General features: G+C 52.5%; 19 protein-coding genes. 11 read left to right on the top strand and 8 right to left on the bottom strand.

What is annotated here, in order from left to right; genetic code table 11:
• Window positions 1-47 precede the first annotated feature (47 nt).
• From cas10d to BM063_RS00365, 10 genes are all read left to right on the top strand, one after another.
• Window positions 48-3,026 carry a type I-D CRISPR-associated protein Cas10d/Csc3 gene (gene cas10d / locus BM063_RS00410; protein ID WP_092035352.1) on the top strand — a complete coding sequence of 993 codons (2,979 nt, stop codon included), beginning with the start codon at window positions 48-50 and terminating at the stop codon, window positions 3,024-3,026.
• Window positions 3,023-4,000 (top strand): type I-D CRISPR-associated protein Cas7/Csc2, encoded by a 978-nt coding sequence (gene cas7d, locus BM063_RS00405; protein WP_092035351.1) that lies wholly within the window; start codon window positions 3,023-3,025, stop codon window positions 3,998-4,000. The genes cas10d and cas7d overlap by 4 nt, the downstream gene beginning before the upstream one ends.
• A complete protein-coding gene (gene cas5d / locus BM063_RS00400) occupies window positions 3,997-4,671 on the top strand; it encodes a type I-D CRISPR-associated protein Cas5/Csc1 (protein WP_092035350.1) in 675 nt (224 codons plus the stop codon). Before cas7d ends, cas5d begins: the two co-directional genes overlap by 4 nt.
• A gap of 4 nt (window positions 4,672-4,675) precedes the next feature.
• Window positions 4,676-6,796, top strand: a complete 2,121-nt coding sequence (gene cas3, locus BM063_RS00395) for a type I-D CRISPR-associated helicase Cas3' (RefSeq protein ID WP_092035349.1) — start codon at window positions 4,676-4,678, stop codon at window positions 6,794-6,796.
• A gap of 1 nt (window position 6,797) precedes the next feature.
• Complete coding sequence (gene cas4, locus BM063_RS00390; RefSeq protein WP_092035348.1) at window positions 6,798-7,397, top strand: CRISPR-associated protein Cas4; 600 nt, start codon at window positions 6,798-6,800, stop codon at window positions 7,395-7,397.
• The gene (cas1, locus tag BM063_RS00385) at window positions 7,379-8,371 is read left to right on the top strand and encodes a CRISPR-associated endonuclease Cas1 (protein WP_092035347.1); all 993 of its coding nucleotides are present in this window, start codon (window positions 7,379-7,381) and stop codon (window positions 8,369-8,371) included. Before cas4 ends, cas1 begins: the two co-directional genes overlap by 19 nt.
• 17 nt (window positions 8,372-8,388) lie before the next feature.
• Window positions 8,389-8,664 (top strand): CRISPR-associated endonuclease Cas2, encoded by a 276-nt coding sequence (gene cas2 / locus BM063_RS00380; protein WP_177198898.1) that lies wholly within the window; start codon window positions 8,389-8,391, stop codon window positions 8,662-8,664.
• Between the two features lie 9 nt (window positions 8,665-8,673).
• Window positions 8,674-9,438: a CRISPR system precrRNA processing endoribonuclease RAMP protein Cas6 gene (gene cas6 / locus BM063_RS00375; RefSeq protein ID WP_092035345.1), complete on the top strand. Its 765-nt coding sequence runs from the start codon at window positions 8,674-8,676 to the stop codon at window positions 9,436-9,438.
• 230 nt (window positions 9,439-9,668) lie between these two features.
• Window positions 9,669-10,262, top strand: a complete 594-nt coding sequence (locus tag BM063_RS00370; RefSeq protein ID WP_092035344.1) for an NUDIX hydrolase — start codon at window positions 9,669-9,671, stop codon at window positions 10,260-10,262.
• A 950-nt stretch (window positions 10,263-11,212) separates the two neighbouring features.
• On the top strand, window positions 11,213-11,431 hold the full coding sequence (locus BM063_RS00365) for a hypothetical protein (RefSeq protein WP_092035343.1): 219 nt from the start codon (window positions 11,213-11,215) through the stop codon (window positions 11,429-11,431).
• 201 nt (window positions 11,432-11,632) lie between these two features.
• Here the strand turns inward: BM063_RS00365 and BM063_RS00360 are convergent, their stop codons facing one another.
• The gene (locus tag BM063_RS00360; RefSeq protein WP_143085182.1) at window positions 11,633-11,974 is read right to left on the bottom strand and encodes a hypothetical protein; all 342 of its coding nucleotides are present in this window, start codon (window positions 11,972-11,974) and stop codon (window positions 11,633-11,635) included.
• Between the two features lie 1,291 nt (window positions 11,975-13,265).
• Between BM063_RS00360 and BM063_RS00355 the strand changes: the two genes are divergently transcribed.
• Window positions 13,266-14,630 (top strand): amidohydrolase family protein, encoded by a 1,365-nt coding sequence (locus tag BM063_RS00355; protein ID WP_092035341.1) that lies wholly within the window; start codon window positions 13,266-13,268, stop codon window positions 14,628-14,630.
• 381 nt (window positions 14,631-15,011) lie between these two features.
• On the opposite strand, the gene cmr6 is transcribed toward BM063_RS00355, so the two are convergent.
• Genes cmr6 through csx2 form a run of 7 tightly spaced genes read right to left on the bottom strand, consistent with a single transcriptional unit; the run spans window position 15,012 to window position 22,812 of the window.
• Window positions 15,012-16,328 (bottom strand): type III-B CRISPR module RAMP protein Cmr6, encoded by a 1,317-nt coding sequence (cmr6, locus tag BM063_RS00350; protein ID WP_092035340.1) that lies wholly within the window; start codon window positions 16,326-16,328, stop codon window positions 15,012-15,014.
• The gene (gene cmr5, locus BM063_RS00345) at window positions 16,306-16,713 is read right to left on the bottom strand and encodes a type III-B CRISPR module-associated protein Cmr5 (protein ID WP_092035339.1); all 408 of its coding nucleotides are present in this window, start codon (window positions 16,711-16,713) and stop codon (window positions 16,306-16,308) included. Before cmr5 ends, cmr6 begins: the two co-directional genes overlap by 23 nt.
• A 15-nt stretch (window positions 16,714-16,728) precedes the next feature.
• Complete coding sequence (gene cmr4, locus BM063_RS00340) at window positions 16,729-17,670, bottom strand: type III-B CRISPR module RAMP protein Cmr4 (RefSeq protein WP_092035441.1); 942 nt, start codon at window positions 17,668-17,670, stop codon at window positions 16,729-16,731.
• Window positions 17,671-17,698: 28 nt separating this feature from the next.
• Entirely contained in the window at window positions 17,699-18,835 is a 1,137-nt protein-coding gene (gene cmr3 / locus BM063_RS00335; RefSeq protein ID WP_092035338.1) for a type III-B CRISPR module-associated protein Cmr3, read from the bottom strand.
• Window positions 18,807-20,543, bottom strand: a complete 1,737-nt coding sequence (cas10, locus tag BM063_RS00330; protein ID WP_177198897.1) for a type III-B CRISPR-associated protein Cas10/Cmr2 — start codon at window positions 20,541-20,543, stop codon at window positions 18,807-18,809. The genes cmr3 and cas10 overlap by 29 nt, the downstream gene beginning before the upstream one ends.
• Window positions 20,540-21,463, bottom strand: a complete 924-nt coding sequence (gene cmr1, locus BM063_RS00325; RefSeq protein ID WP_092035336.1) for a type III-B CRISPR module RAMP protein Cmr1 — start codon at window positions 21,461-21,463, stop codon at window positions 20,540-20,542. Before cmr1 ends, cas10 begins: the two co-directional genes overlap by 4 nt.
• Window positions 21,460-22,812 (bottom strand): TIGR02221 family CRISPR-associated protein, encoded by a 1,353-nt coding sequence (gene csx2, locus BM063_RS00320; protein WP_092035335.1) that lies wholly within the window; start codon window positions 22,810-22,812, stop codon window positions 21,460-21,462. The genes cmr1 and csx2 overlap by 4 nt, the downstream gene beginning before the upstream one ends.
• Window positions 22,813-23,430 lie beyond the last annotated feature (618 nt).

The following is a 23,430-nucleotide window of genomic DNA, read 5'->3' as shown; positions in this document are numbered from 1 at the left end:
TTCCAAATAATGTCCGTACGATAATGAACTCGGGGAGGTGAAAGGGGTTGGATTTGAAGTCTTTCAGCGAGCGCTTGCTCTTGGAGTTTCAAAAAATGGATCTGTCCGAGAGAATTGCCAAGTCGTATAACTGGGCGAACCAGTCCAAGTCGTACAGGCAGGGACGCAATCTACTGGACCAGTCCATGTGGGATCACATCCGCACCGGGGTGGAGGCCTGTCTGGCTCTGCTGAGCCACCTTGAATCGATCGGCTTTGAGCCCCCCGAAGAGGAACTAAAAATCGCCCTGGTCGCCTTTGTGCTGCACGATCTGCACAAAGATTCGGCTGTTGAAAAAAAGGGATCCAGCGAGTACGCCCTGTCGCTGGAAGAGCTGGAGCGGGTCGCAGGGGAGCTCAGCCGGGCGGTGGGGGAGGATCTGCCTCCCGCTGCGTTTCTGCGGGCGGCGGGGGTTTCCAATTTTTCTCCCAAATTGGGGGACTTGGGATCCTTGTCCAATCGATATTCCTGGACCGGCATTCGGGATTGGGTGAAACTGATGGATCAGACCGCATCCATCATCGGCATCGCCGAGTGCATGGAACACCGGACGATTTATTCCCTCGAGGAAAAACTCCGGAGGGTTTTGCCTCCCAAGTTGACGGAACACCTGCGGATCGTCTGCCATCGCGTCCAAGAGATGCGCGGCATGATCACCACGCAATTGCACAACGGGATGGCTCTTCTGATGAAACGGTACGGCTATTACCCCTGGCTCCGTTTCGGGGACGGCACGCTGTACATCACCTTCGACGGGAGAGAATTGCCGGACAAGGATTCGCTGATGGCAGAGTTGACGCACCTGTTTTTCCGTTCCATCAGAGAGGCGGATCAGGTGGATTGGGAAAAGTTGTTCAATCGGCCCACCTTGCAGTGTCAACCCTTGGCGTTTTTGGTAAATCAGACACCCGGGGAATTTGCGTGGATGTTTCATGAGCTGTTTATGAAATCTTCTTCAGGAAGTAAGACATTCCCCGAGAAGAATTTCAAGGAGAGCCAACTTGCCGCCTACAAAGCGAGGAATCTGGACGAACTTTACCGGATTTTCGGGGTCGATTCCTCCTTCGACGAGGAGTTTCGTGAAAAGTGGTTCTACACTTCCCGGTATTTGGCAGCACTTCAGCGTCTGGTTCAGCGGCTGGAGAAAATTTCGGCGGTGGACGCGCTGCTTCAATTGGCAAATTTTCTCGGACTACCGGCTGAGGACATTGCAAACCGGGTTCCGGATCCGCTGCACACCAACAACAAACGGTTCGACGGAGCAATTTGGTTGGCTTATCGTTTTCTTCAGGAGACCGAAGTGGACGGAAAACCGGCCCGCCATCTGCCGATTGAGGATTGGCGGGTGACCGTGCGAAAAAAAGCGGCGGATTTTCTCGAGGGAAAGATCACGCCCGAAAAGATGATGGAAATTGTCGATGAGGAATTGAAGATTGGAGACGATCTTCAGAACTATTTCCGGGAACAGCTCATTGTTTCCTGGGAGACCGTCCGCAACTTAAACCTTCTGGATATGAAGGAGTTGCTCAAGAAGAAGACACGGTCGCAAAAGCGCATCTGCAATCTTTGTAACCGTAAAATCTTGTCGGGAAGCGAACCCAAGGTGAAGGCGCAGGTGATCCAGGACAACGTCAATGTGTTCAGCAACCGGATTCTGCCGAAAGGATGGGATCCCGGTAAGAGGGGGGATGTGGCGGCTCTGCATTGGTGCGGCGTCTGCTTTTTTGAGTTTATTCTGCGGCAAGTGTTTTCCATGGACAGTTTTTCGGGAGGGGATCAGTCGCGGCAGATTAACTTGTTTGCCTTTCCCTCCTTTCAGATCACCGAAGAGAGGTTGCTGGATCTGCAGTATGATCTGAAGAACTTCTTCGGCACCATTTATGTCCACCGTCGCGGGGAGATCAATCACGTTTGGCAGGATCCTTGGGTGGAGGAGAAACAGGAGAAGCTTCGGAAGCATCTGCGTGATCATTTCCAATTGTACAAGGATTATTTTGAACAGGAAATGGAAGAACGGGGGCGTCCTCCCAAGAACGGAGACGTGCTGAAAGCCAGTCCGCCCGGTAACGTGTTATTGTTCACCTACGACTACTACAACAATTCTTCGGATCGAACGCGGGAGGAGATTTGGTTGAAGGCCCTGTCGGCGGCACTTTCCCTTCACAAATTGTATGGCTTTCGCCTCTGGGTGACGGAGAAGCCCTTCTTGATGATGTCGGATGTGCGGGAGGTGCGACATGCGATCCATCTGGACGCCCCTCCCTACAAAGTGGCCCGGCTGTTGGAGGGGCCTGAGCGGCGCGGAACGACGGATTTTGTCGTGCCGATCGGACAAGTGAACGATCTGCTGAAACGCCTGGCCTGTGTCTGGGAAATTCATCAAACGGTGAACCCCCTCGATTTTTCCAAACCGACGGACAAAAACGTATCTATCATTTTACACCAACTGGATGTGCATCCGATGGCCGGTGCCCATTTCTTCAAGCGGCACTTGACGGAACATGCCTATGCGGCCGACCCCTTTGTGCGGGCCTGCCGCGCAATCGATCAAATGCGGGGAGGGATGGAAGTGAGTCTGGCCCGGGAAATCGCCTTGGCTTCGCTCAAGTTGTACAAGCCCGACATTTCGCAGGAAGGTAGGGCCCACCGCTATGAAAACCTGTTCCGTCTGGTCGTCAAGGGCATCAAGGAGAGGAGGGAGAAAAGCGAGATCTGCGGGCTGCTTTTCAAACGGCTGGAACGGTTGGCCAAACAGTCGTCGAAGAGAGAGTATGTGCGAGTTGAAGAAAAGGCTGTGCAGGAGTTTGTGGATCTCATTTATGACCGGTTTTACATGGATGCGTGCGGCGGCAACATCGCCAAGCTGAACCAAAGGCAAAACCAGTTGGCCGACGGGATTTTTTTTGAGACCCATCTCGAACGGCTCAAGGAGATTCGGGAAAGACAGGCGGCGAAAAACCAAACCGATAGGAGGGAAACGGTATGAGCCAAACGATCAGCTGGCAGGAATCCCCGGTGAAAAAACGTCTCGAGGCGCATCTTCCCTCAGAAATTCCGATTTATCCGATGCGACGGTACGTTTCCGTGGTGATCCTGAGGGAGTTTGACTCGACGGCCGTATTGACGACCGAAGGGCAGACCATGGATGTGGAGATGGTGCGAAGCGGCAGGAAATATTCGGAGCCGATTTCCCGGGTGCTTCTGCAAAAGCGCAAGCAAATCGCACCGGAGCGGCGGACCGGCCGGGCCTTCAACCGGGATCGGGGTCTCGGGGAAAAATGTGTTTTCTTGAACGATATGTGCGGAGTGTGCCCTGATTGCCTGATTTACGGGTTTGCGGCAACCAAAAAGGAAGGTGCTCACCGTTCCCGGGTGTTGACGGATTCCGGCTTTGCGATCCGTCCCTATGAGGCCATGCAGCGTTCGATCACCCTCAACGCCATCGATGATTCCACCCGGGGAGGGGTTTCCGGCAGCGCCTTCGCCGAGCGGGAACACATCCGGCCCCAGGTCTTTTTCCCCACCGTTGAAACGGCGGTGGACGTGACGCCTGCCGAGTTTCTTTACGTGCTGCGCAACATTCTGACCACGACCCGTTACGGCGCCGAAAGCAACCGGCAGGGCTTTGTCAACAATCACGTGGTGGCTCTGATATTTGGACAAAACGAACTGATTTCCAATCTGTCCCTGACCCAGGGGGTGTACGACCGGCTGCGGGAAAAAGGAGGGGAGAGGTTCCATGAGTTTCCGCTGGAGCGGTCCGATGTGCAGGCGGCGGTGATGGATGTGCTGGAGGAGGAGGCGAAACGCTCGTATCTTCCCGTTGATGTGTGTGCCGGGGAGGAGTTGGCGGCGTTTCTCGACGGTGTCCGCGAGCTGTGGCGCAACGAGGAGGCGAATGAGGAGTGGCTGCAAGAGCTGGAAAACGATCAAAAGGCTTATCTCGCAAAATTAAAGTGAAACGGTTTGCGTACCGGATTCGGATCGAGCTGGAGGATTATCTGTTCTTTGCCAGCATGGAGAAGGGGAAGGTCGCCGAGACCGCTCCCCTTATCCACAATTACGCCCTGGCCTACGCCTTGTCCTGGGCGATTTCCCCCTACTATCAGGAACAACAGGCTCCGGGATATGAGAAACAACTGCAGCCGCTGAATGAGGAAGGGATTTACATTTTTCCCGCGTCTCCTCTTAAGGTGACGCATCGGCTTATGCAGTACAACACGACACCGGAGGCCCTGTGGATGGTGCGTCACCAGAGCCTGGGTTATCCCAACTGGGGATTTATCAAATGCCTGCGGCCGGGTTCCTGTTTTGAGACCTACGCCTTGAGCCACAATCCCCTTTCGTTTCCCCCGCGCGTCCGGCTCGGGAAATGGATGAGCCAGGCACGGCTGGAAGCGGAGGAGGTCGCCTTGGAGCGGGGGAAGGGCAAAAGTTCCTCCATAATGGTCAATGTGCAGGATCTGCCGCAACTTCCCGTCACCTTCACCTCCATGTACAATATTTTGCCCACTCGATTGGTGAAGGAAGCGGAATGGGGAGAAGCGGTGGAGGGATACCGGATCAAAAAGATGGAGGGGCAGCAGGTAGAGGAAGAGTTTTTGCCGGAATCCGCTTTCTGGTGGAGGTGAGGGGATGATCCGCCTGTTGGAGGAGAGGGGGAAAACCTACGATCTGCCCTTTGTCGGTAACCTTCGCCCCTACGCCCATCAAGCGGTGCAACTCAAATTGGTGGAGCGGGCGCTCAAGGAAAATCGGCAGGTGGTCCTCTGGAACCGGGCGCGGACCGGTGCGGGAAAAACCTTGGCCAATTTCGGATACTTGACAAAGGCTTCATGGGTACGGGCGCTCGGGGTATATCCGGTCAACGAACTCGTCAAGGATCAATTTCAATCCCTCAAAAAGGGATTGCCTCTGAAAGATTGGGACGAGATTGCCCTATGGACCGCGGAAGAATTGCGAAAAAGTCGTTTGCCCGGAGAAAGCAAACTTGAACAGTTGCAGCGATTGTCCACCCGATATCACCGGGCGATTTTGACCAATCCGGACCACTTGGTGCTGGTGGCCCAGGAGCGCCTGTACACTCCCCGGAAGGAAGGGTATGATCCCCGCCTGGGAAAGGCGGTGGAGGTTTTTTACCGCCTCGGCGAATATGTGTTGCAGGCCTTTGATGAATTTCACCTTTACAATATCGCCCAGGTGAATGTGCTGGCCCAATGGATCGCCCTCATGGCGGCCTCCTTCCCGAAAAAAGGCATGGTTTTCCTTTTGTCATCGGCGACGCCCCGGCCGGAGGTGTTCCGTCTGATCGAAGGAACCGGCCTGCCGATTTGGAATGTGCAGGAAGAGGCCCGGTGCTGGCTGGAGGAGGAGAAACCCTCCGTGTACGAGGAGCGAATCTTCCTGGAGCCGGTCCATCTCCACGTCGTTTCCGCTTATCTGCCGGCCTGGAACACCGGTGAGCGCATTTTGGAGAGGTGGGATGAGATCGAGGATTATTTGTCGGAATGGCCGAAAGCCAAGGGATTGATCATTCTCGATTCCATCCACGAGGCCCAGCAGTTGGCGGCGGCGCTCCGGGAAAAGGGATACGATGTGGGGGAGGTGCACGGTTTGTCTGACCGCAGCCGGAGCCGGGAGGCCCTGGCCAAGCCCATTACCGTGGCCACCGCCACGGTGGAGGTGGGGGTGGATTTTCAGGGGGAGATCTGGAAGGATTTTCTCGTGTTCGAAGCGCGCAACGCCGGCAGCTTCATGCAGCGCTTAGGCCGGATTGGCCGGGGGAGCAGGTCCAATCCAGAGCCGCCCCTTCACGTGTGGGCTTACGTGCCGGGACATGTGGCCGGACAGATTCAGGATCGGGGAAATGCGGAGATGACCCGATCGGAATTGGAAGAGATCGTCACAAGAGCGTATCGATATTATCAGGATTTTTCCCCTTACATTGAAAAGGTTGGGGGCATGAACCTGGTCCACGGGTATCATCTTCAGAAAAAGCATCACGTGGACCGGGAGCAGTCCCCCGCCCTTAAGCAGATCCGAATCCTTTGCGAGCGCATGTATGGTTTGGGTTTTGAGGAGCAGGAGAGGCAATATCGGGAGTGGAAGCAAAAGAAACTGCTGGAGCCGGTGTTGAGCTTCCGCGGGCAAAATGAGTTGGAATTTCAGCTTTACAGATGGGGAGAAGAGGAATCCGAGACTTTCCATCCTGATCTTTGGTTTTGGGATGAAACGGCTCCCGACAGCCCACTCAAACGTTATGATTTCCACTTCGTTCTCCGTCGGCGACGGGTGCGGTTTGTGGATCGGGAAGAGATGGTCCGTCGGGTGAAGGAGCATCTGTCCGGACCGGAGCAGGAAGAATACCTTGAGGCGCTTTCCCGGGACCGTGTGCTGGGGTATGCGGTGGCTGTGGGGGTACGGGACAAGCCGGCGAAATTGGTCTGGCGGCTTCCCGCCAAAGCGGGGCGTTGCGCCGAAGAGCTGGTACGCCTGGATCGCCTGCGACTGGAATCGGACGACTCCGGGCTGAATGAACAGTTGAATCTGTTGTTCCAATCCATTAGGCGCACTTCCTGGATTGTATACATCATCAAACGGTCCGTCGGCGAATTGACCGATCTCCTGCGCCTGCCGCCGATGTTCCGGCTGTATCCTGCCAAATCCCTGCAGGGGGCGGATTGGAGTATCGCCTTCAATTCGGAGGCGTTTCAGCTGTGGAGCGTGTGGGAAACCGTCCGGAGCGAGGTGTTGTGACATGGATGTCTTGGTGGAGGCCCATGCCATTAATGCCTATGCCTACTGTCCCCGGCGTTGTTACTACGAATATGTGGAAGGCGTGTTTTACCACAACGCGTACACTATCCACGGAAAACTGCTCCACGAACGCGTCGACCGCTTCGGAAGGGAACTGCGGGGGGAACGGCAAATTCACCGTTCCCTCCACTTGCGATCGGAACGGCTGTGGATTTCGGTGCGGTGCGATGTGATCGAGGAGGCGGACGGGATGATTTACCCCGTCGAATACAAGCGGGGAAGTCAGGCAGGATGGGAGAACAATCACCTGCAGCTTTGCGCCCAGGGAATGGCTTTGGAGGAGCGGATCGAAAAGGCCGTCCCCTTTGGCTACCTTTTTTACTACGGCTCCTTTCGGCGCGAAAAGGTGATGTTGGATGAGGAGCTAAGGGAACGGACCCGGCAAACCATCGAAGCCATCCGGAGCCTTTATGAACTGGAGCGGCCGCCTGCCGGAATCGACGAAGGACATCGGTGCCAAAAGTGCAGCATGGTGGACTATTGCTTGCCGCAGGAACGAGGCCGCCTGAAGGGGAGGGTGGCATGGGAACGTTTTATTTGAGCGAGCCTCATTGCTTTGTCCGGAAGGAATCGGAACGACTCAAAATATATAAAAACCGTTCCCTGCTCAAGGAAGTTCGGGTTCAGGAATATTCCCGCTTTTTCATTCATGAATCTTCGACCTTGACCACCGATGCCCTGATGCTCATGGCCGAAAAGGGGATTGATGTGGTGTATTTTTCGGGAAACCGCATGATCGGCCGGTTTGTCGGGCCGGAAAATCGAAATGTCCGGTTAAGAATCGCCCAGGTCCAGGCTCATTTGTCGGAAGAGACGAGCTTGCGGATTGCGCGGAATCTGGTTTTGGCCAAATTGAAAAACACCCGGACCAGTCTGCAGCGTTTTGCCAGGCGCAAGGAGCTGGACTTCGAGTCTGTGATTGGATCTTTAAAACAAGCGATGGAACAGGCGTTGCAGGCGAAAGATTTGGATGAATTGCGGGGTATCGAGGGGATGGCCGCCAAACGCTATTTTGAAGCATTTCCGGAGTTGATCCGGGAAAGCGGCTTTGATTTTCACGGTCGCAGCCGGCGCCCGGCCAAAGATCCCGTCAACGCCCTGCTGAATTACGGCTACGCCCTGTTGCGGGCGGAAATCACGGGTGCTCTGCAGGCGGCGGGCCTGGATCCGTATATCGGCTTTCTCCATCGCGAACGGTACGGCCGGGAATCTTTGTCCTTTGATTTGATGGAAGAGTTTCGCTCCATTTTGGTGGACAATCTGGTCGTCAAGGTGATTAACCAGGGGATGATTCAGCCTACGGATTTCACCTTCGAACTGGGGGAGCCGCGCCTCAAGGATTCCGCCCGAAAGCGCTTTTTACAGGCCTTTGACCGCCGCAGGAAGGATGAGGTGTTTCATCGGCTGTTGCAGCGGAAGATGAGCTATCGGGAAATATTCCACAAACAGGCGATCCTGCTCGCCAAATTCCTCAAAGGGGAAATGGAAGATTACTATCCCTTCCTGGCCAAGTGAGGATAGGAGGCGGTGACGTGAAACGGGTGGTTTGTTATGATGTTGTCGACGACCGCAGGAGAAATCGGATCTTCAAATTGCTGAAGGATTACGGCCGGCGGGTTCAATATTCCGTGTTTGAAGTGGAATGCGATGAAAAGAGCTGGATTCAGCTGCAGTTTCGCCTGTTCGACCTGATGTCGGAGGAGGATTCCCTCTGCGTGTATACGCTGTGTCGGTCCTGTGCAGATCGCGCCTTTTACAGGGGAAATTTCACCCAGTGGCTGATGGAGGAACAAAATCCGATTTTATAGGGGGATTGTATGTACCGGTTATGTTTGAAAGTGGATTCTCCCGCGCCCTTTCGGGGAAACCCGGTCGGAGTGTTGTCCCGGAGATTTCATGCCTTTGTGTTGAAGGCCCTGCAGCGGGAGTCGCCGGAATTGTCGAAGGAACTTCACGATCGTAGGGATCGGCAGGTTTTTTCCACCCATTTGATGCTCAAGAAGGGGGAAATCCGGATCCACACGCCGGACCGGGAGGTTGTCTCCTGCCTTCAGCGCCATTTTTTGCGGGAGGCGGAGATCGATTTGTTGGACTGGAGAGGCACCGTGCGGGAGGTGCATTGCCAGACCTTCGATCCGGCATGGATCGATGAGCGGTTTTCGGCCGCCTTTACTCTGCATTTCTTGACTCCGACCACCTTTTATCAGCGGAATAACTACTATCCGCTGCCGGAGTTGAAGCGCCTGTTTTCCAGTGCCGCCAAGGCCGGCGAAATTGTCACCGGGCGGCGCGTTGAATGGGAGACGCTCGAGCCGCTGATTTATCCCGTTCGGATCGAGGATCTCCATGTGAGGACCGAGCGGGTGCGTTTCGGAGAATTTAACATCATCGGCTTCAAGGGAAGGATGGCCATGAGTCTGAAGGCCCTGCCGGAGGAGTCGCAGCGCATGATGTGGCGGCTGCTTGCCTACGGCTCCCTGATGGGCTTTGGATACAAAACGGCCTGGGGTCTGGGACAAACCCTCCTCGATCCCCTGGAGGACGCCCGTGCTTTTTTCCAAACACCGAAAGCTCCGGCTTAACCAGCAGAGGCGTTCGCGGACGCGCATGCCCGCATGAAAACAGGGAATATGCGTTTGGAGGGCGAGCAGGAAAAAGAACAGCGGTTCGAAAAGGGGCAAATGGCGGAGAAATATAGGAATGGAAGAAGATGGCTGATCTGCCCGCAATATGATAAGCGTTTTCTTATATCCACAGGTTAAGAGTTTTTTGTTATGGAACAACAAATCCATGGTCAGGGAGATTTGAACGGATGAATAAAGATCTTTATTTCAAATATGAATGGAAATATAAGAAAGAGGACCTGAAATTTTGTCCGCGATGCGGGCATCGTTTATCATTGGAAGATCTGCACATACCCAACCAGCCCCAGCTATTGTGTCACCATTGTCATTTTATTTTCTATTTGGATCCGAAGTTGGCCGTGACAGCGGTGGTATTCAATAAGAATAAAAACAAAGTATTGCTTCTTCAGCGAAATGAGGATCCCGGGAAAGGTTTGTGGGCTTTTCCGGGGGGATATGTGGAGCGCGGTCAGGATCCTTTTGAAACGATTAAAAACGAGGTGAGAGAGGAAACGGGACTTGTTGTGGAAGTCGGTGAGATTATCGGTACTTTTTCTTTTCCTGAAGATGGGTTGATCCAATTAGCCTATGAAGCGATCGCTGATCGCGAGGAAGTTCATGTCAACTTGGAAAGTAAAAAAGGCCGATTTTTCGCATTTGACGAGATTCCCTGGGATGAGCTCGCATTTTCCACAACGGAGGAGCTGTTGTGTTCATATGTAAAAAAAGCAAACTTGGAAATAGGTACAAGGGTGGGACAACCATTTCTCAGAAACACCTGAGAAACTGACAAAAAGAGGCTCTCGCCATTTTAATTCGATTTGTTTCCGAGGGTTACGAATGACGCGATTGATTCTTTGTTAGCACCGGGAGCTTCGGCTCAGATTTGGGGGTTGTTCACACATTGAAAAATCCGTGTTCCATAAGGGAAGACGTCGTTTTGCGCATTGCACCGCTTGTGGTCCGTAGTTCTGGTTCCACTTCCTGTCTATTTGAAGAAAAAGAAAGGGCGATCAATTGGTTAGTTGGTAGGGTTTGCCGCCTTCTACGCCCTGGTTTGATGACCTTGACCTAAGATATACCATCCCGCTTTTTGGTCTTGATTCAGAAATGATCGAATTACCTGCCGATATAAACTTCGGGATATGTCCGTTGTCGGTCATCCTTGGAAATGTTGGCCCTGGGATTCCGTTTGGATTCGGGCTATCGTTTCTTGGATGATTTATTACGTTTTCAATAGAGCTTCGGCTGGTGATTTCCTGCTGTACAGATTCTCTTACAGAACCGTTTATCGGCGATGTGATATTAAACCTTTCGGGGATAATGATTGGATTTGCGCTGTTTTTTGCTTTTTTTGGGTGTATTGCAGATTTAGTGATATGCAATGCTAGAGAAGGGTGTTGCCCGGAACAAGCCGGGAAAATACAGGAGGGATAAAGAAAAAACCACGACCCGCTTTTCCTCTCGGAAGGGTTGTGTCACAATAGTTGGGTGAGAATATCTCTTTGTCGGTCAAGCTGTTTGCGTCAGCATCAGGAGCGAGATTCATGGAGAGGGGTTGATCACTATCGCCACCGCTTTTGCTGTTTTTATGATTATCTGGCTATTTTTTTGATATTCCTTTTCAGGACCCTTTTGCGAAAATACGGAAACTCCTGTCTGGGTGCCATTTTGTTTTTATTCCTGTTTATGCTGCCCATCGGCATCGTTATATTGGATGGCAAGCGGTTGGATGCTGGAACCGGAAACGGATTGGATGGTCAATGTCTATATCAATCTTTTCCTGATAGCAGTAGGAGCCATTGTCTTATTGCCGGGTCTTGTCTTGTATTTCATCGCGTGGAAATCACAGGATCAAACGCGGAAAAGCAGGTCTGAAAATATCTTGCTGTTCGGCGGAACTGGCATCACTCTCGGATTTATATTGTTGATGAAGACCTTGTCGGAATAAAATGCAAGGGGGCAGCGTGAGCTGTCTCCTTGGCCGATTTCAACATTGGTTTTGACCAATGAAAGCGGTGAGAAATGGAATCGTCCTTCTCCGTGATTCAAAATGAAAAAAGAGCCGATTTCAAAATCCGTGCCGGATTGAAATGGCTCTATCCCCTGTTGGAGATGAAAAAACTTTTGAGTAATAGTCAGGCTGAAGACATCAGACCTTGTGGGATGCGACGCTGATATAATCCACAAACAATGTGCCCTTGGCCAGCAAGAAAACGACAGAAAGCATCGCCGTTCCCCGGGGAGGCGTCGGCACGATGGAGAAGTAGGGGTACCAGCTTTTGGTTTGGCGGGGAGGTCTGACAAGCAAGGGGGTGGAGTTGAGGATCCGGCGGTTTTTATCCAGATAAGCGACGGTTGCATAAATTTCCGCCCTGCTTGATGGGGGCGTCACGTTGAGAAGGCGAAAGTAGAGGTAATAGGCGCACCCCCGTTCAAAAGGACCGGAAACCGTTTGTTTCAACGCGGCGGGTAATCTTGGCGATGCGCTCATGAAAAGGGAATAATCCCCCGGGCGTAACGGGTTTTTCATCCGGCGAATCCGGGACCCCGTCCAAGGGGCGATTCCCCTTGTGAATCCCCCGTTTTTGAGCAAATTCCTACCGGAACAAGCCATGTTCCTTCCCCTTTCCTATTCAGTTCCTATATTTTATGGTTCAAACATGTCGCCTGTATAAGCACATGTAGGGGCACACACAAATAAGTCATTAAAATACTCCATTGAAGAGGACATTAGAATTGAACAGTAAGTCATCTCGTATTTAACAACGAGTGGTACTGTAAGAACAAAGGGGGCGATAAATTGTAAAAAGCAAGGCCTTAGACAGGTGTTAATGACAATTGGTCGTAGTTGCTCAGACGTTTTTCAATTGGCGAAATGATCTTCAAGGATTATAGTAAAAATGTAAACGCGTGATTCAGGATTTAATATTAACTATAAGGGATGAAACAGGCCTTAGTTCCAAATTGTTTTTCAGCTTTATTTGTAGGTTCCTCAAGGGGAATTGATTTTGCGAACACCGGGAGCTTCGGCGCAACCCCGGGGGATGTTCGCAAATTCGAAAACCCGCGTCAAATAAGGAAAAACAGCGATTTTCGATTTTAGGTGCAGGCGCCGGATCACCTAAAAAATGGATAAATGAAGGAGGTGTTCGCAAAATGGTGCAGAGATCCAGGCATATCAAGGGATTTAGCACCCGCCGTCACAAAAAGAACACCTCAATAAAGAGGATTGAAACTGGCAATGGCTGTTGAAAACGCGATCTTGAACGGTACGGTCACAAAAAGAACACCTCAATAAAGAGGATTGAAACCCTTGGTCGTATCAATCGGGGAGGTGATGAAGTCCCGGTCACAAAAAGAACACCTCAATAAAGAGGATTGAAACGCCGTGCTTCCGTCCACTCCCTCTGGCCCGCCATTGAGGGGTCACAAAAAGAACACCTCAATAAAGAGGATTGAAATTGCCTTGCCAGCGGGTCGTCGCCTGATGTTACACCACCCTTAGCGTTACAAAAAGAACACCGTAAAGAGAGTGAATTCAAAGGATTTCAAGCTCCGGGACATGGTGGTGTCAAAGGACGCCTCAATTTAGGCCGTCCCAGAAGTAAACGGCATTTCTTTTCGAGTACGCCTCACGGGAGGCGCAAACAATTTTTCAGCCCTTTTCCGTATGTAAAGATCCGTCTCGGATGGAGTGCAGAAAGGGGTTTATTTTTTATGATGTCTGATATATTTTAAAATTGAAAGCAAACCCTCCTCACCGATGGAAAGGGGCTGGAAGCATGTCGAACAGAAAGCTTTTTAAGGGCGGCTGTGTGCTCACGCTCGACAAGTCCCTGGGGGATTTTAAAAAAGCGGATGTGTTGGTGGAAAAAAGTAAAATCGTCGAGGTGAAACCCTCCATCGAAGGTGTGGAGGACTGTGAAGTGATCGATGCCTCCAACATGATTGTGATGCCCGGTTTTGTGGATACGCACCGGCATACTTGGGAATCGGTGGTGCGGAATGTCGGTGCGGATTGGTCGTTGACCAAATATTTGAACAGCATCTATTTCGGCAACATCGGTGCGAAATTGCGTCCGGAGGACGGGTATATTGCCAATCTGTTGGGGGCGCTCGAAGCTTTGGATGCGGGTGTGACCACACTGTTGGACTGGTCGATGGTTATCTCGCAGGAGCACACCGACGAGTTGATCAGGGGGTTGAAAGAATCCGGGATTCGGGCGGTTTTTGCCCACGGAATTCCCGGTGACAGGGATTATTGGTCCAGGGACAGCCGGCTGAATCACACCGAGGACAGCAAGCGGATCAGAAGCCGATATTTTTCCTCCGATGACCAGCTCCTGACGATGGCTCTGGCCATCCGGGGGCCGGAGTTCAGTTCGTGGAGTGCGACCGTTCACGATATTCAACTGGCGCGGGAGCTCGATGTGCTTTGCAGCATGCATCTCGGTTTTGGGACCTGGGGGCCCGTCGATCGTTCCATTGAAAAAATCCGGCGGGAAAAGCTGCTGGGGCCGGATTTGAATTTTGTTCACAGCAACACGATTCGGGAGGAAGAATTCAAGGCCATAGCGGATGCGGGGGCTTCCGTGACCGTGACACCTGAAATCGAAATGATGATGGGACATGGCTATCCGGCCACGGGATTGATTCTGGCAAACGGCGGAAGGCCCGCGCTGGGCGTTGATGTGGTGACGTCCACGGGTGGAGACATGTTTGCCCAAATGAAGTTTGCGTTGCAGGCGGAGCGGGCCCGCGTGAATGCCCGGTTGTTGATGGAAGGGGAGATGCCTGAGCGATTGTCTCTCTCGGCGAGAGATGTGCTGGAGTTTGCCACGATCGAGGGGGCCAGGGCGTTGAAGCTGGATCACAAGATCGGCTCTCTCACCCCCGGAAAAGAGGCGGATATCATCATGATTCGCGCCACGGATTTAAACCTTTTCCCCATGAATGATCCGGTGGGAGCGGTGGTGCAGTGTGCCCACGCCGGCAATGTGGATTCGGTTTTTGTCGCCGGGAGGGCGGTGAAACGAGGCGGGAAGATGCTTTACAAAAATATGGATCGCGTGCTCCGATTAGCCCGGGAAGCAAGGGATCACATCTTTTCTCAGTATGGGAATCCGGACGGCTTGTGGCTTTTATAGGGATTTTGGAATTGTCCTGGCTGGAAGCATTCTATGGGGGTACGTTTGGCGGCTGAAGCCGCGGGAAAGCTCGGATTGGCAGCGACGTGTTCTCGGCGCATATGGACCGTAATGGAGGAAGGCGTGGCCAGGATCTGAGGGCAAGAACCTCCGGCAGGCAAACGTGAGTACACCCCCGTTTCGCGGAAGGAGAAAGGAGGCATTCGTCCGACGGGGCGCTGAAATCGACGGACTGAAGTCCAAAAAAATCTGTGACCTCCGAAACTGGAGGTCCACAGATGGCAAAGGATTATCGTTGACGGGACCGGTGTGTCCCGTTTTTTTGGATTTGCATCACGCAAGCGGGGAAGTGCCATCCACCTGTTCCTGAGATCCGGCTTGTCAGGATTCGCCCAGCAGCCGCAGGAGGGTTTGAACCTTTTCATACTGCTTTTTCTTCTTTTTCTTCACATTCCAGTCACCGGTTTCTTCCCAGTATTTTCTCAATTCCTTTGCGGGCTCCAAGTTGCCCTGTTCGGCTTGCGCCACCACCCGTTCGAACAGCTCTCCTTTGCTCTTTTCCCGATCCTCCTCTTTTTCCTTGGACAATTGTCTAATTTCATAGAGCAGCCTTTCCTCTTCGGGCATTTCCGCCCATTTCTTCGCCCAAGCTTCCTGCCGCTTCCGTTCTTCCCTTTCCCGTCGTAGCGCCTCTTCTTGGGCCTTTTGTTTTTCCTCCCGATTTTTCAGCCTTTGGAATGCAACCTCCAGTATTTCCTCCGTTTTGTCCTGAAAGGATTCAAAACTGCCGTATCCGGAGGTGGTTTTGGCACCGATTCCCATCTCGGTCAGCGCCTGTTGCAGCCATGTTCCGGCCACCTCCAGCAATTCCTCGTCGGACAGGGAGGAGTTCCGATAGTTTTGGCCGGTTAGGGTGATGACAAATTCGAAATAGGGTGTCTCCACCCCGTAAAATTCGGTGGGGATCGGATTCATGTCATCTGTGGGCGGTTTTTTTTCTTGATAATAATCTTTGAAATGCACTGTCAGGACATCGGGCTTGAGACAGACGTCTTCACAGACGAAGGCGTCATGGAATTGGACGGCGCCGGAATGCTCCTGATCGCCGAAAATGTCGCGGATCGCACGGGCGTGATGCGCCTGCGCTTCCCCGGCTTCCCCCTTCAGGGCCGTCTCATACGTCTTCTCGCTCCCCTGGAAAAAAGCTTCAAGGGCCCAGTGGCGGACCACGCCCTTAATGGAGGAGCCGGGGAGATAGGGAACGCCGTACACGGGGTGAATCGTCAGCGATGCTTCCCGGACGTGGGCGGCCCCCAGGCCGGGAAATGTTTTCCCCATCGGTCTGCCGTGCAGGATTTTGATTCGTTGGTCTCGACTTAGAAGGGCCAAGGCTTCCCGGCGCTGCTCTAGCACCTGACGATAAGTTTCCCGTTGCTCGTTGGAGAGGGCGATTTCTTTCTTCAGCAGGTATAGACGATCCTTCGATTCCTTTTTTTTATAGGTTTTTTGTTGACGATAGTGTACATCGTACCACAAATGGTCTATTTGCTTGTGGGGATCTCCTTTCTTTGATGACTGTCTTCTGCCGGAGGACTGATTGACTGCAAACAGGTTGCGGTAAATATTCGCCGTGTCACGCGGATGGAAAATCATCCATTTTTCTTTTTCATTCTTCTTATCGGGCTGATTCCTTGACATCGATCATTCCCTCCGCAAAACGGTGCATCCAGTTGAGAAGGGCCAGCACTTCCATTGTCACCAGACGGTATTCGGGGCTTTTCATGTTCACCAGGATTTCAATAAATTCTTTGCTTTTTTCTTTCTCATCGATCAACGATCCCATGCTTTTTTTGATCCACTCGGCGATTTGTTCGTAAATCACCCTGTAGGCCCCGTCCTTTGCGTAGTAGAAGGCGAGGGTTTCCCCCAGTCCGTTCACCTGCACCATGGCAGGCATTTTTTTCAGGTAGGAGCGGTATTCCCTCTGCTTTTGCGGGCTTTTTTCCGCGTCGACAAACCCTTTGACCTTTTCAAAGGCGTACGCGGCTCTTTCGTTGGCGATGGCCCTGACCTTGTCCCCCATAAAAGAATCCCTCCCTTACAACCAGATCCTTCGCAAGATGCCCCGTCCGATGGTTGAGTTTCCACCCAGTTGAAAGACGGAGGGAAAGTTGTCATCATTCATCAGATAGTTCAAAACGTCCTCGTCAGTTCGGAAAGAATCTCCGTCATTTTGGGTGGAATCTTCGTTTTTGATCCGGACGTGACCGGTGAACAGAAAGCTGTACAGCACCGATTCCGGCGGAAGGTTTTCCTCGTACCACAGGGCTTTGTTGACGACCGTTCCCTTTTCCGATTCGATTCGAATCCGGGCGTTTACTTCCGTGGACAGGGTGACGAAATCGCGGAAGGTGTCGTCATCCAGGATAACAAGGCGTTTTTCCAACTCCATATCGTGGAGAGACAAAAGTCGTTCCAGGGCTTGTCCCAGTTCGGAGGTCTCTTCCGCGGGGGTTACATCCAGGGTATATTCCCCCAGCACGATGGTAGGCTTGTCTTTCTGTCCGCCCAGTTGGATCAGCAATTTGCTGTCAGGGGCGACCGTATTGACGTCCGGTACCGGGAATTTTTCGTATGATCCGTTTCCGAAGAGTTCCAGTTCATAATTCCACCGATTCAGTACGTAGGGACAGGTGACCCAAGCGAAAACTCCTCGCATCGACTTCACCGGAAAGAGGAGTAGACGGGCATCGGCGAGGGAGATCGTCCCCGCTTGCAGTTCACGGGAACCGTCACCTTCGGTTTCGTTGGGATCGCTCCCGAAGATGAGTCGAAGTCGCCGTTTGGCTTCCTCGTCATCCCGGGCCTGATGGGAGCAAGCCGCACGGATCGCCCCTTTCAGGGATGAACTTTCGATTTTCGGAAAACCGGTATGCTGTTCCCGCTGGATCGGCAGATCGACCAATCCCACTTCACTGCCGCTTCCGGCGTGGACGGAGGAGACGGCGTAGAGCAGGAAAGGTTTGGCTTTGGTGAACATGTCTGACTCATCTCCTTTGCTGAATTGTTCATAGGGCGCCGCATACGGCGCATCCATACCCTTCGTGTTCCAGCTCATCGGTCAGTTTCATGGAGTGAACGGTCCGTACCAGTTGTTCCGCTTGTTCTTTATTGACTTTGACTATCAGCACCGATCCCGCAGGAACAGCATATTGCCGTTTCTTCGGACGGTTTTTCTTCATGTCCCAGCCCCCGATGACGAGAGGCCGTCCGACGGCGGCCGTCAAGAGTTTCACCCGGAGATTGTTGCCGAGGTCCAACTCCTGTGTCTCTCTGTCGTAACACGCCGGACGTGTGCCCTGTTTCCAGATGGCGGGGGTGAGCAGGATGATGCGGGCCCTTTCCCGTTCCCGGATCTGTTGAATCAGTTTCTCTTCTTCCTCTTTGGAATACAAAAGATGATCCCGCCTGAGGGTGGTGAGATGCCAGGGTCTTCCTTCGCCGCCCAACAGCACATAGCGGACATCGTCGAAGGAGGGGGCTTGATCGCAGAGGACGAGCAAGCCGGTGGTTCCTTTTCCCTGTTCCTCTTTGAACCGGTGCATCGGCAACTGATACAGCATCCCTTCCCTGACCCGCATCGTCAGGTTGTCCCGTGCGATTCCGATTTTCGGTTCCCTCGCAAGCCACCGGTCGACCCGGGCGATGGAGGGAATCTCCTGGTGGAAGGCCGCCCTTTCCCTCCACTCGTTTTCTCCCAGGTAGGCATCGGCGGGGGATGCGGATTTTTTATTCTCCGAGGCGTACAACCGCCATTCCGAGCCGTCCGACGCCCAATCCCCCTTTTCCTTTTCGTGGCAAAGAACCAACGGAAGGGCCTGTTCCCCCTTTTCCGTCTTTACCACCTGATAATCGAGAGGAAGGGGAAGCACGGCTCCCTGCGCGTCATAGAGCCAAACGGCGCGGATGGAGAAGTCCCCGGGTTTTTCCGGTGTACCCATCCACCGCTTGATTTCCGGGTCCTTTCCCTCGTAAAAGGTGTGAAAATCGCTGTGCCGGTGGATGTATCCGCTGCGCAGGGCACCGTACACCGTGCCGGGGCGGGGAGGGAACCATCCGGTCGCTTTGGAGACTTCACCCATGGAAAAGGGTTTGTGATCCCGGAAGAAGAAGGTGTCAACCGGCCTTAGCAGAAGCGCCCTCATGTTTTTTCACCCCCAGGATGCGGAGGATTTCCATCAATTGAATAAACTGAAAGCTGGCGGGAACCAACCGGTGCAGTATGACGAGGCTTTTCGCCAGGGATTCCGCCTTGGCCGATTGGTCCGATTCCTTCAATGCCCTGCGAAGCAACCGTTTCAGTTCCACTTCCAACAATTCCTCATTCCGGGGATCATCCTTTCCAAAGACGGCCAGCTTTCCTTCCTCCTGATTTGCTTCCCTGGGAAGCAGGGGCAGGAAGGATTGGGAGAAGGTGAACAGGAAAGTGGAGGAAACCTCGCTTTTGATGGAGTCGATCAGGTAATTGAGATGGGAGACGGTCCATTCTCCCGGATTTTGCGGATCTACAAGCCACGGCAAAACCACTTCCCGCTGTTCCCCGCTGCGGGCCAAATAGGCGAGGGCAAAGGCATCCTTGGAGGTTCCGTCCTCCCGCCGGAAGCTTTTGGCCTTCTTTTCCAGGCTCCGCACCCGGTTCAGCATGCGATACAGCGGATCCTTGCAGTAGGCGATGATGATGCCCATGGAGGCCGTCGCCTTTCTGTCCAAACCCCGTTTGGGATCACTGAAGGCTTTGCGCAATTCCCGGGCGAGGGAAAGCACGTTTTTAACCGGGGCAAAGGCAAGGACATCGTCTCCGCCGGCGTATACCAGTTCGCCTTCGTATTCCTGTACAATTTGCGGCACTGTTTGTTTTGCAAAACGACTGAGGCGCCGGCTGATTTCCCGGTAAGTGTCCAGCTGAGTCATGGCATGTCCGGGTGCATCCTCTTCATCGTTCCGGTCCGGCCTTTTCTCTCCGGAGACCCATTTGCCCATATCATCGCCGTCCATCATCAGAATGGCGTAATATTTTTCGTCTTGGGCGATCTCCAGGACGGAGGGAAACGGCTTTTTTCCGAACAACTCCCGCGATGCCCGTTTGCAGAGGCACAGGGCGCACAGGTACTCCCCGTCCTGAATCCGACCTTCCCCCTCCTGCTCTCCTTCGTATTTGAGGAAGGAACCTTTCCGTTTCTTCCAAGTTTTCTCGAGCTTTTGCCTCAGCTTGCCGATCGGGTCATTGTCATCCAGTTTTTCATTGCAAAGGGCATCCCGTTCTCCGCAAATGGTGCAGATCAACCCGTTTTGTCCGTGCGGGGGGTAGGTACGGTTGTTTTTGACCGCCGCCAACCGTCTTTCCACTTTGGACCGCGCCTCTTCGAAGGATCGATCGTCGGGCAGTTTCTCCAACGCCCAGAAAAATTCCAGGCTGGAATCTACTTGCCTTTCTGCCTGTTGATACATCTGTTGATATAATGGTTTATCTTCCGGCTTTATTGAGAAAACGTGGTTGATGGCTCCGCGGCACAGATCGATCAATTCCTTACGGACCGCTTCTTTGGTTTCCCGTGCCAGTTCGGCCACTTCACCGGCTTCCCCCGTGATCAGGGCGACAAAGCGGTTGGGGAGGGAGGCTGCGTCACGTTCCGTGACGGGTGCGCTTTTTTTCAGTTCATCCTCTGTCACCGCCGGATAGACCATCTCCACCTGCCGGTGTTGTTCCTCACCCTTTTGAAAGAGGAACTCGATCGCCTTCCGGGCCAAATGGGACAGGAGGTGGCTTCCGCTCCATAGATCTTCCGTTTTCCGCGCCGCAGCGATAAAGGATTGGACGGGTCCGATGCTGATGACGAGCAGTTGACGGTTCACACGTTCACCCCCAGTGTCTGGAGAAAGCGATTCCGTGCATCGAGGTAGTGGTCTTTTCCCATGTCGCGGGAAGTGACTTCGGTGATGACCGGCACGTAGCCCTGCCCCACCCGGCGCACCGTGCAGTGCAGGGGAGAAGCGAAGCGGGGGTCGGAGGATCCGAGAGGGCCTCCCCCCGAATTGGCGCGATGTCCCGCCCGGCTGATTCTTTCGCGGACCTTTTCCGCGGAAAGGCTCGGTTCTCCAACCCATACGGCGTTGATTTGCGGATGTATATTTTCCGGCTTTTCTTTCCGCCGCAGCAGGCATCCCGATTCCGGCGGGGGAAATTGAAAGGCGCCCTCCCGCTTCAACCGGGTGAGGAGATCGCGGAGGGTGTTCTGGATGTCGGAGCTTGTCCGCCACTGAAACCCTTCATATTGGACCGCTCCGGCCCCCCGCCTCGCCCGCTGGCCGAAGCCGCTCAGGAGGAGCATCCAACGCACGTACAGCGAATGCTCCTCCTTCAGGGTCAATCCATCCTCACCGGCGGATTCGGCATCCCTTTTCAGGTGCACCATGAAGAGGCGGAGGGATTGATGGGCGCCGATGGCGCGGCTATATCCTTTTTTACTGGAGCGATGGGGCAGAAGAGGGGACGAGTCCATTTTGGTTTCGGACAGCTCCAGCCGGAAACGGACGGGGGAGCGGCATCCCTGATCCCCCGTAATTCCGCCGAACTTGGCCGTTTCCCGTTTGATGAGTTTTTTCGAAGGAGAATCCTGCAGAGTGCGCCACCAATACCGGAGCACACCCTTGATGGAAGGGACCCGGACCTCCAGGTTCCTGCGATTTCCGTGCATAAAGAGAGGGGTCAGGGTTTCCAGGGTAAACCCTTCCGTTTCAATGGCCGACGCTGTGAGCAAATCCCGCTGCGTCATCGGGTGGACGCTCCTTCCTGCTTCTCTTGATAGAGCTGATCCATCTTTTCGAAGAAGGTGCGGAAGTCTTTGAGGTAGTTTTCGAGTTTCGGACGAAATCTCTGATGAGGAATGTTATCCCGATTTCTGCCGGCGTGGTTGATGCTGTTGCGATATCTGGTTAATCCTGCATAAGATTTTAAGAGATCCTTGTACGGGTTTAAGAAAGCGATGACCGTCTTCATAAAGGACTTTTCATCCTCTGTTCCTTCCCATTCTTCAGTGGTTTTTTCACTCAACCATACGCTTATGGCTGCAGATACCAATTTTCTTTTATTGACATCGTCTAATTCCATCCCCATCACTCGGCAGATTGCGGTAATAATCCCCTCCTGTAGCAAGGTGTATCCTTGTTGAATGAGACCGTTATCATGGCACCATTTTGCCGCCCAGTAATCATCCATGATTGGCCGATCTGTGAGGTATTCGATCTTTTCTTCCATTTTTCCAAACAGCTTTTCGAAGGGACGGAACCCTCGTATTTCCATGGTTTTCGCCTGTTCCAGCGCTTTTCTGAGATTATTCAGCTTTTGAGGAATTTCCGGAGCGCGGCATGTTTGCATTATTTGGTGAAATTCGTGGGCACAGTTGGCAAGTGTGCGCAGGGCGTTTGCTTCGGTTCGTCTCATGTCGTCGGAGGATTGTCCTGTTTGAAAGACACTAGCCACTTCTTGATTCGTAAGGGTTTTGATTACGGAGGCGTTACCCGTTTGTTTATAGCTGTCCACACCGTAAGCCCAATCGAGCAGGGAAATCATTTCCGTCATATCGATGATGGGAGCAGTGGGAGGCTGTCCCTTATCTCTCATTTCCCAACAACCATAGAGCAGATTTTTCAGTGAGGCGTTTTTCAGAATCCGCGCGTAGTTTAGGATAATCAAAGCCATGATGGGGAAGGAGCGGAAGCTGTGGGTGATATCGAAGATAATCTCGTCCCCTTCGTCGATCTCGTTGAGGATGATCTCAAATAACTCCCAATTGTGCTCTTCATCTTGTTGGCTGGGAATCCGGACTTTTCGGATTTGGTTTTGTTGAAGGAGTTTAGGGTTGATTTTTTTCCATGCGTTTTCCATTCCCTCTAATTTTTTGCCCTTATTTTTACCAGATTCGCCGATGCTGTCTTTCCAGTTTTTCGACTCTGCTTCTTCAGTCAGGAAGATGATGATTTGATCTTTATCAGTAAATTTTTCGCAAAATAGTTCGTAAATAGCCGTTTGGACGAAGCGGCTTTTTGTCGCTTTTCGGCCTCTGTAAGTGTAGATGCCTTCATCATACTCGCCATTTCCCAGAAAGGTGAGCAGTTTTTTCAATGTTGTCTCTCTCCTCCTCTATTTATAATTTCATTTTGGTTTCCGATTGATCTATCAAAAATATTTGATGGATATCAGCATGTGAAAACAAATAATAACCTGTGTCCGAATCAATAAGCTTTGATGCATCTCAGGGGATGGCCATCAATAAATCAATGAAATTTGATAAATAATCCTTTTAGTATCAGACATTTTTCGGATTCGACAAATCCTGAACATATCCTTCTGAAACCGGATCGAATCGACTGTTTTCGTTTTTTTGACACACTTTGAGTTAGTGGTTCATGTGGACAATTGCATTGAGTATGATCAGCCGTTTTTTCCACGGCACAATGGAAAATCGGCTTTTTAAAATAGGAGTGCACGCAAGGGTGAAAAATGCATGGCATAAGTGGAGGGGATGAAAACCGTTTTTTATTAGGCTTTGTCCTTTAAAAAAGTCCGTTCAAAGAGAATAACATTTCAGACTTTAAGGTTGGCGGAGCTTTCGAGTTAAAGAATTGAGTGAGAGAGGATGGGGAGCGGTATGGATCAAAAGTTCCCATTGGAGGAGATGTTGAAGGTCGGATGATCCGAGGCATACGTGATTTGGGGTAGTGACAGAGAGAGGCTCCGATC

The organism is Planifilum fulgidum, from assembly GCF_900113175.1.
Taxonomy (GTDB): domain Bacteria; phylum Bacillota; class Bacilli; order Thermoactinomycetales; family DSM-44946; genus Planifilum; species Planifilum fulgidum.
This window is presented reverse-complemented; position numbering and strand designations above follow the sequence as displayed.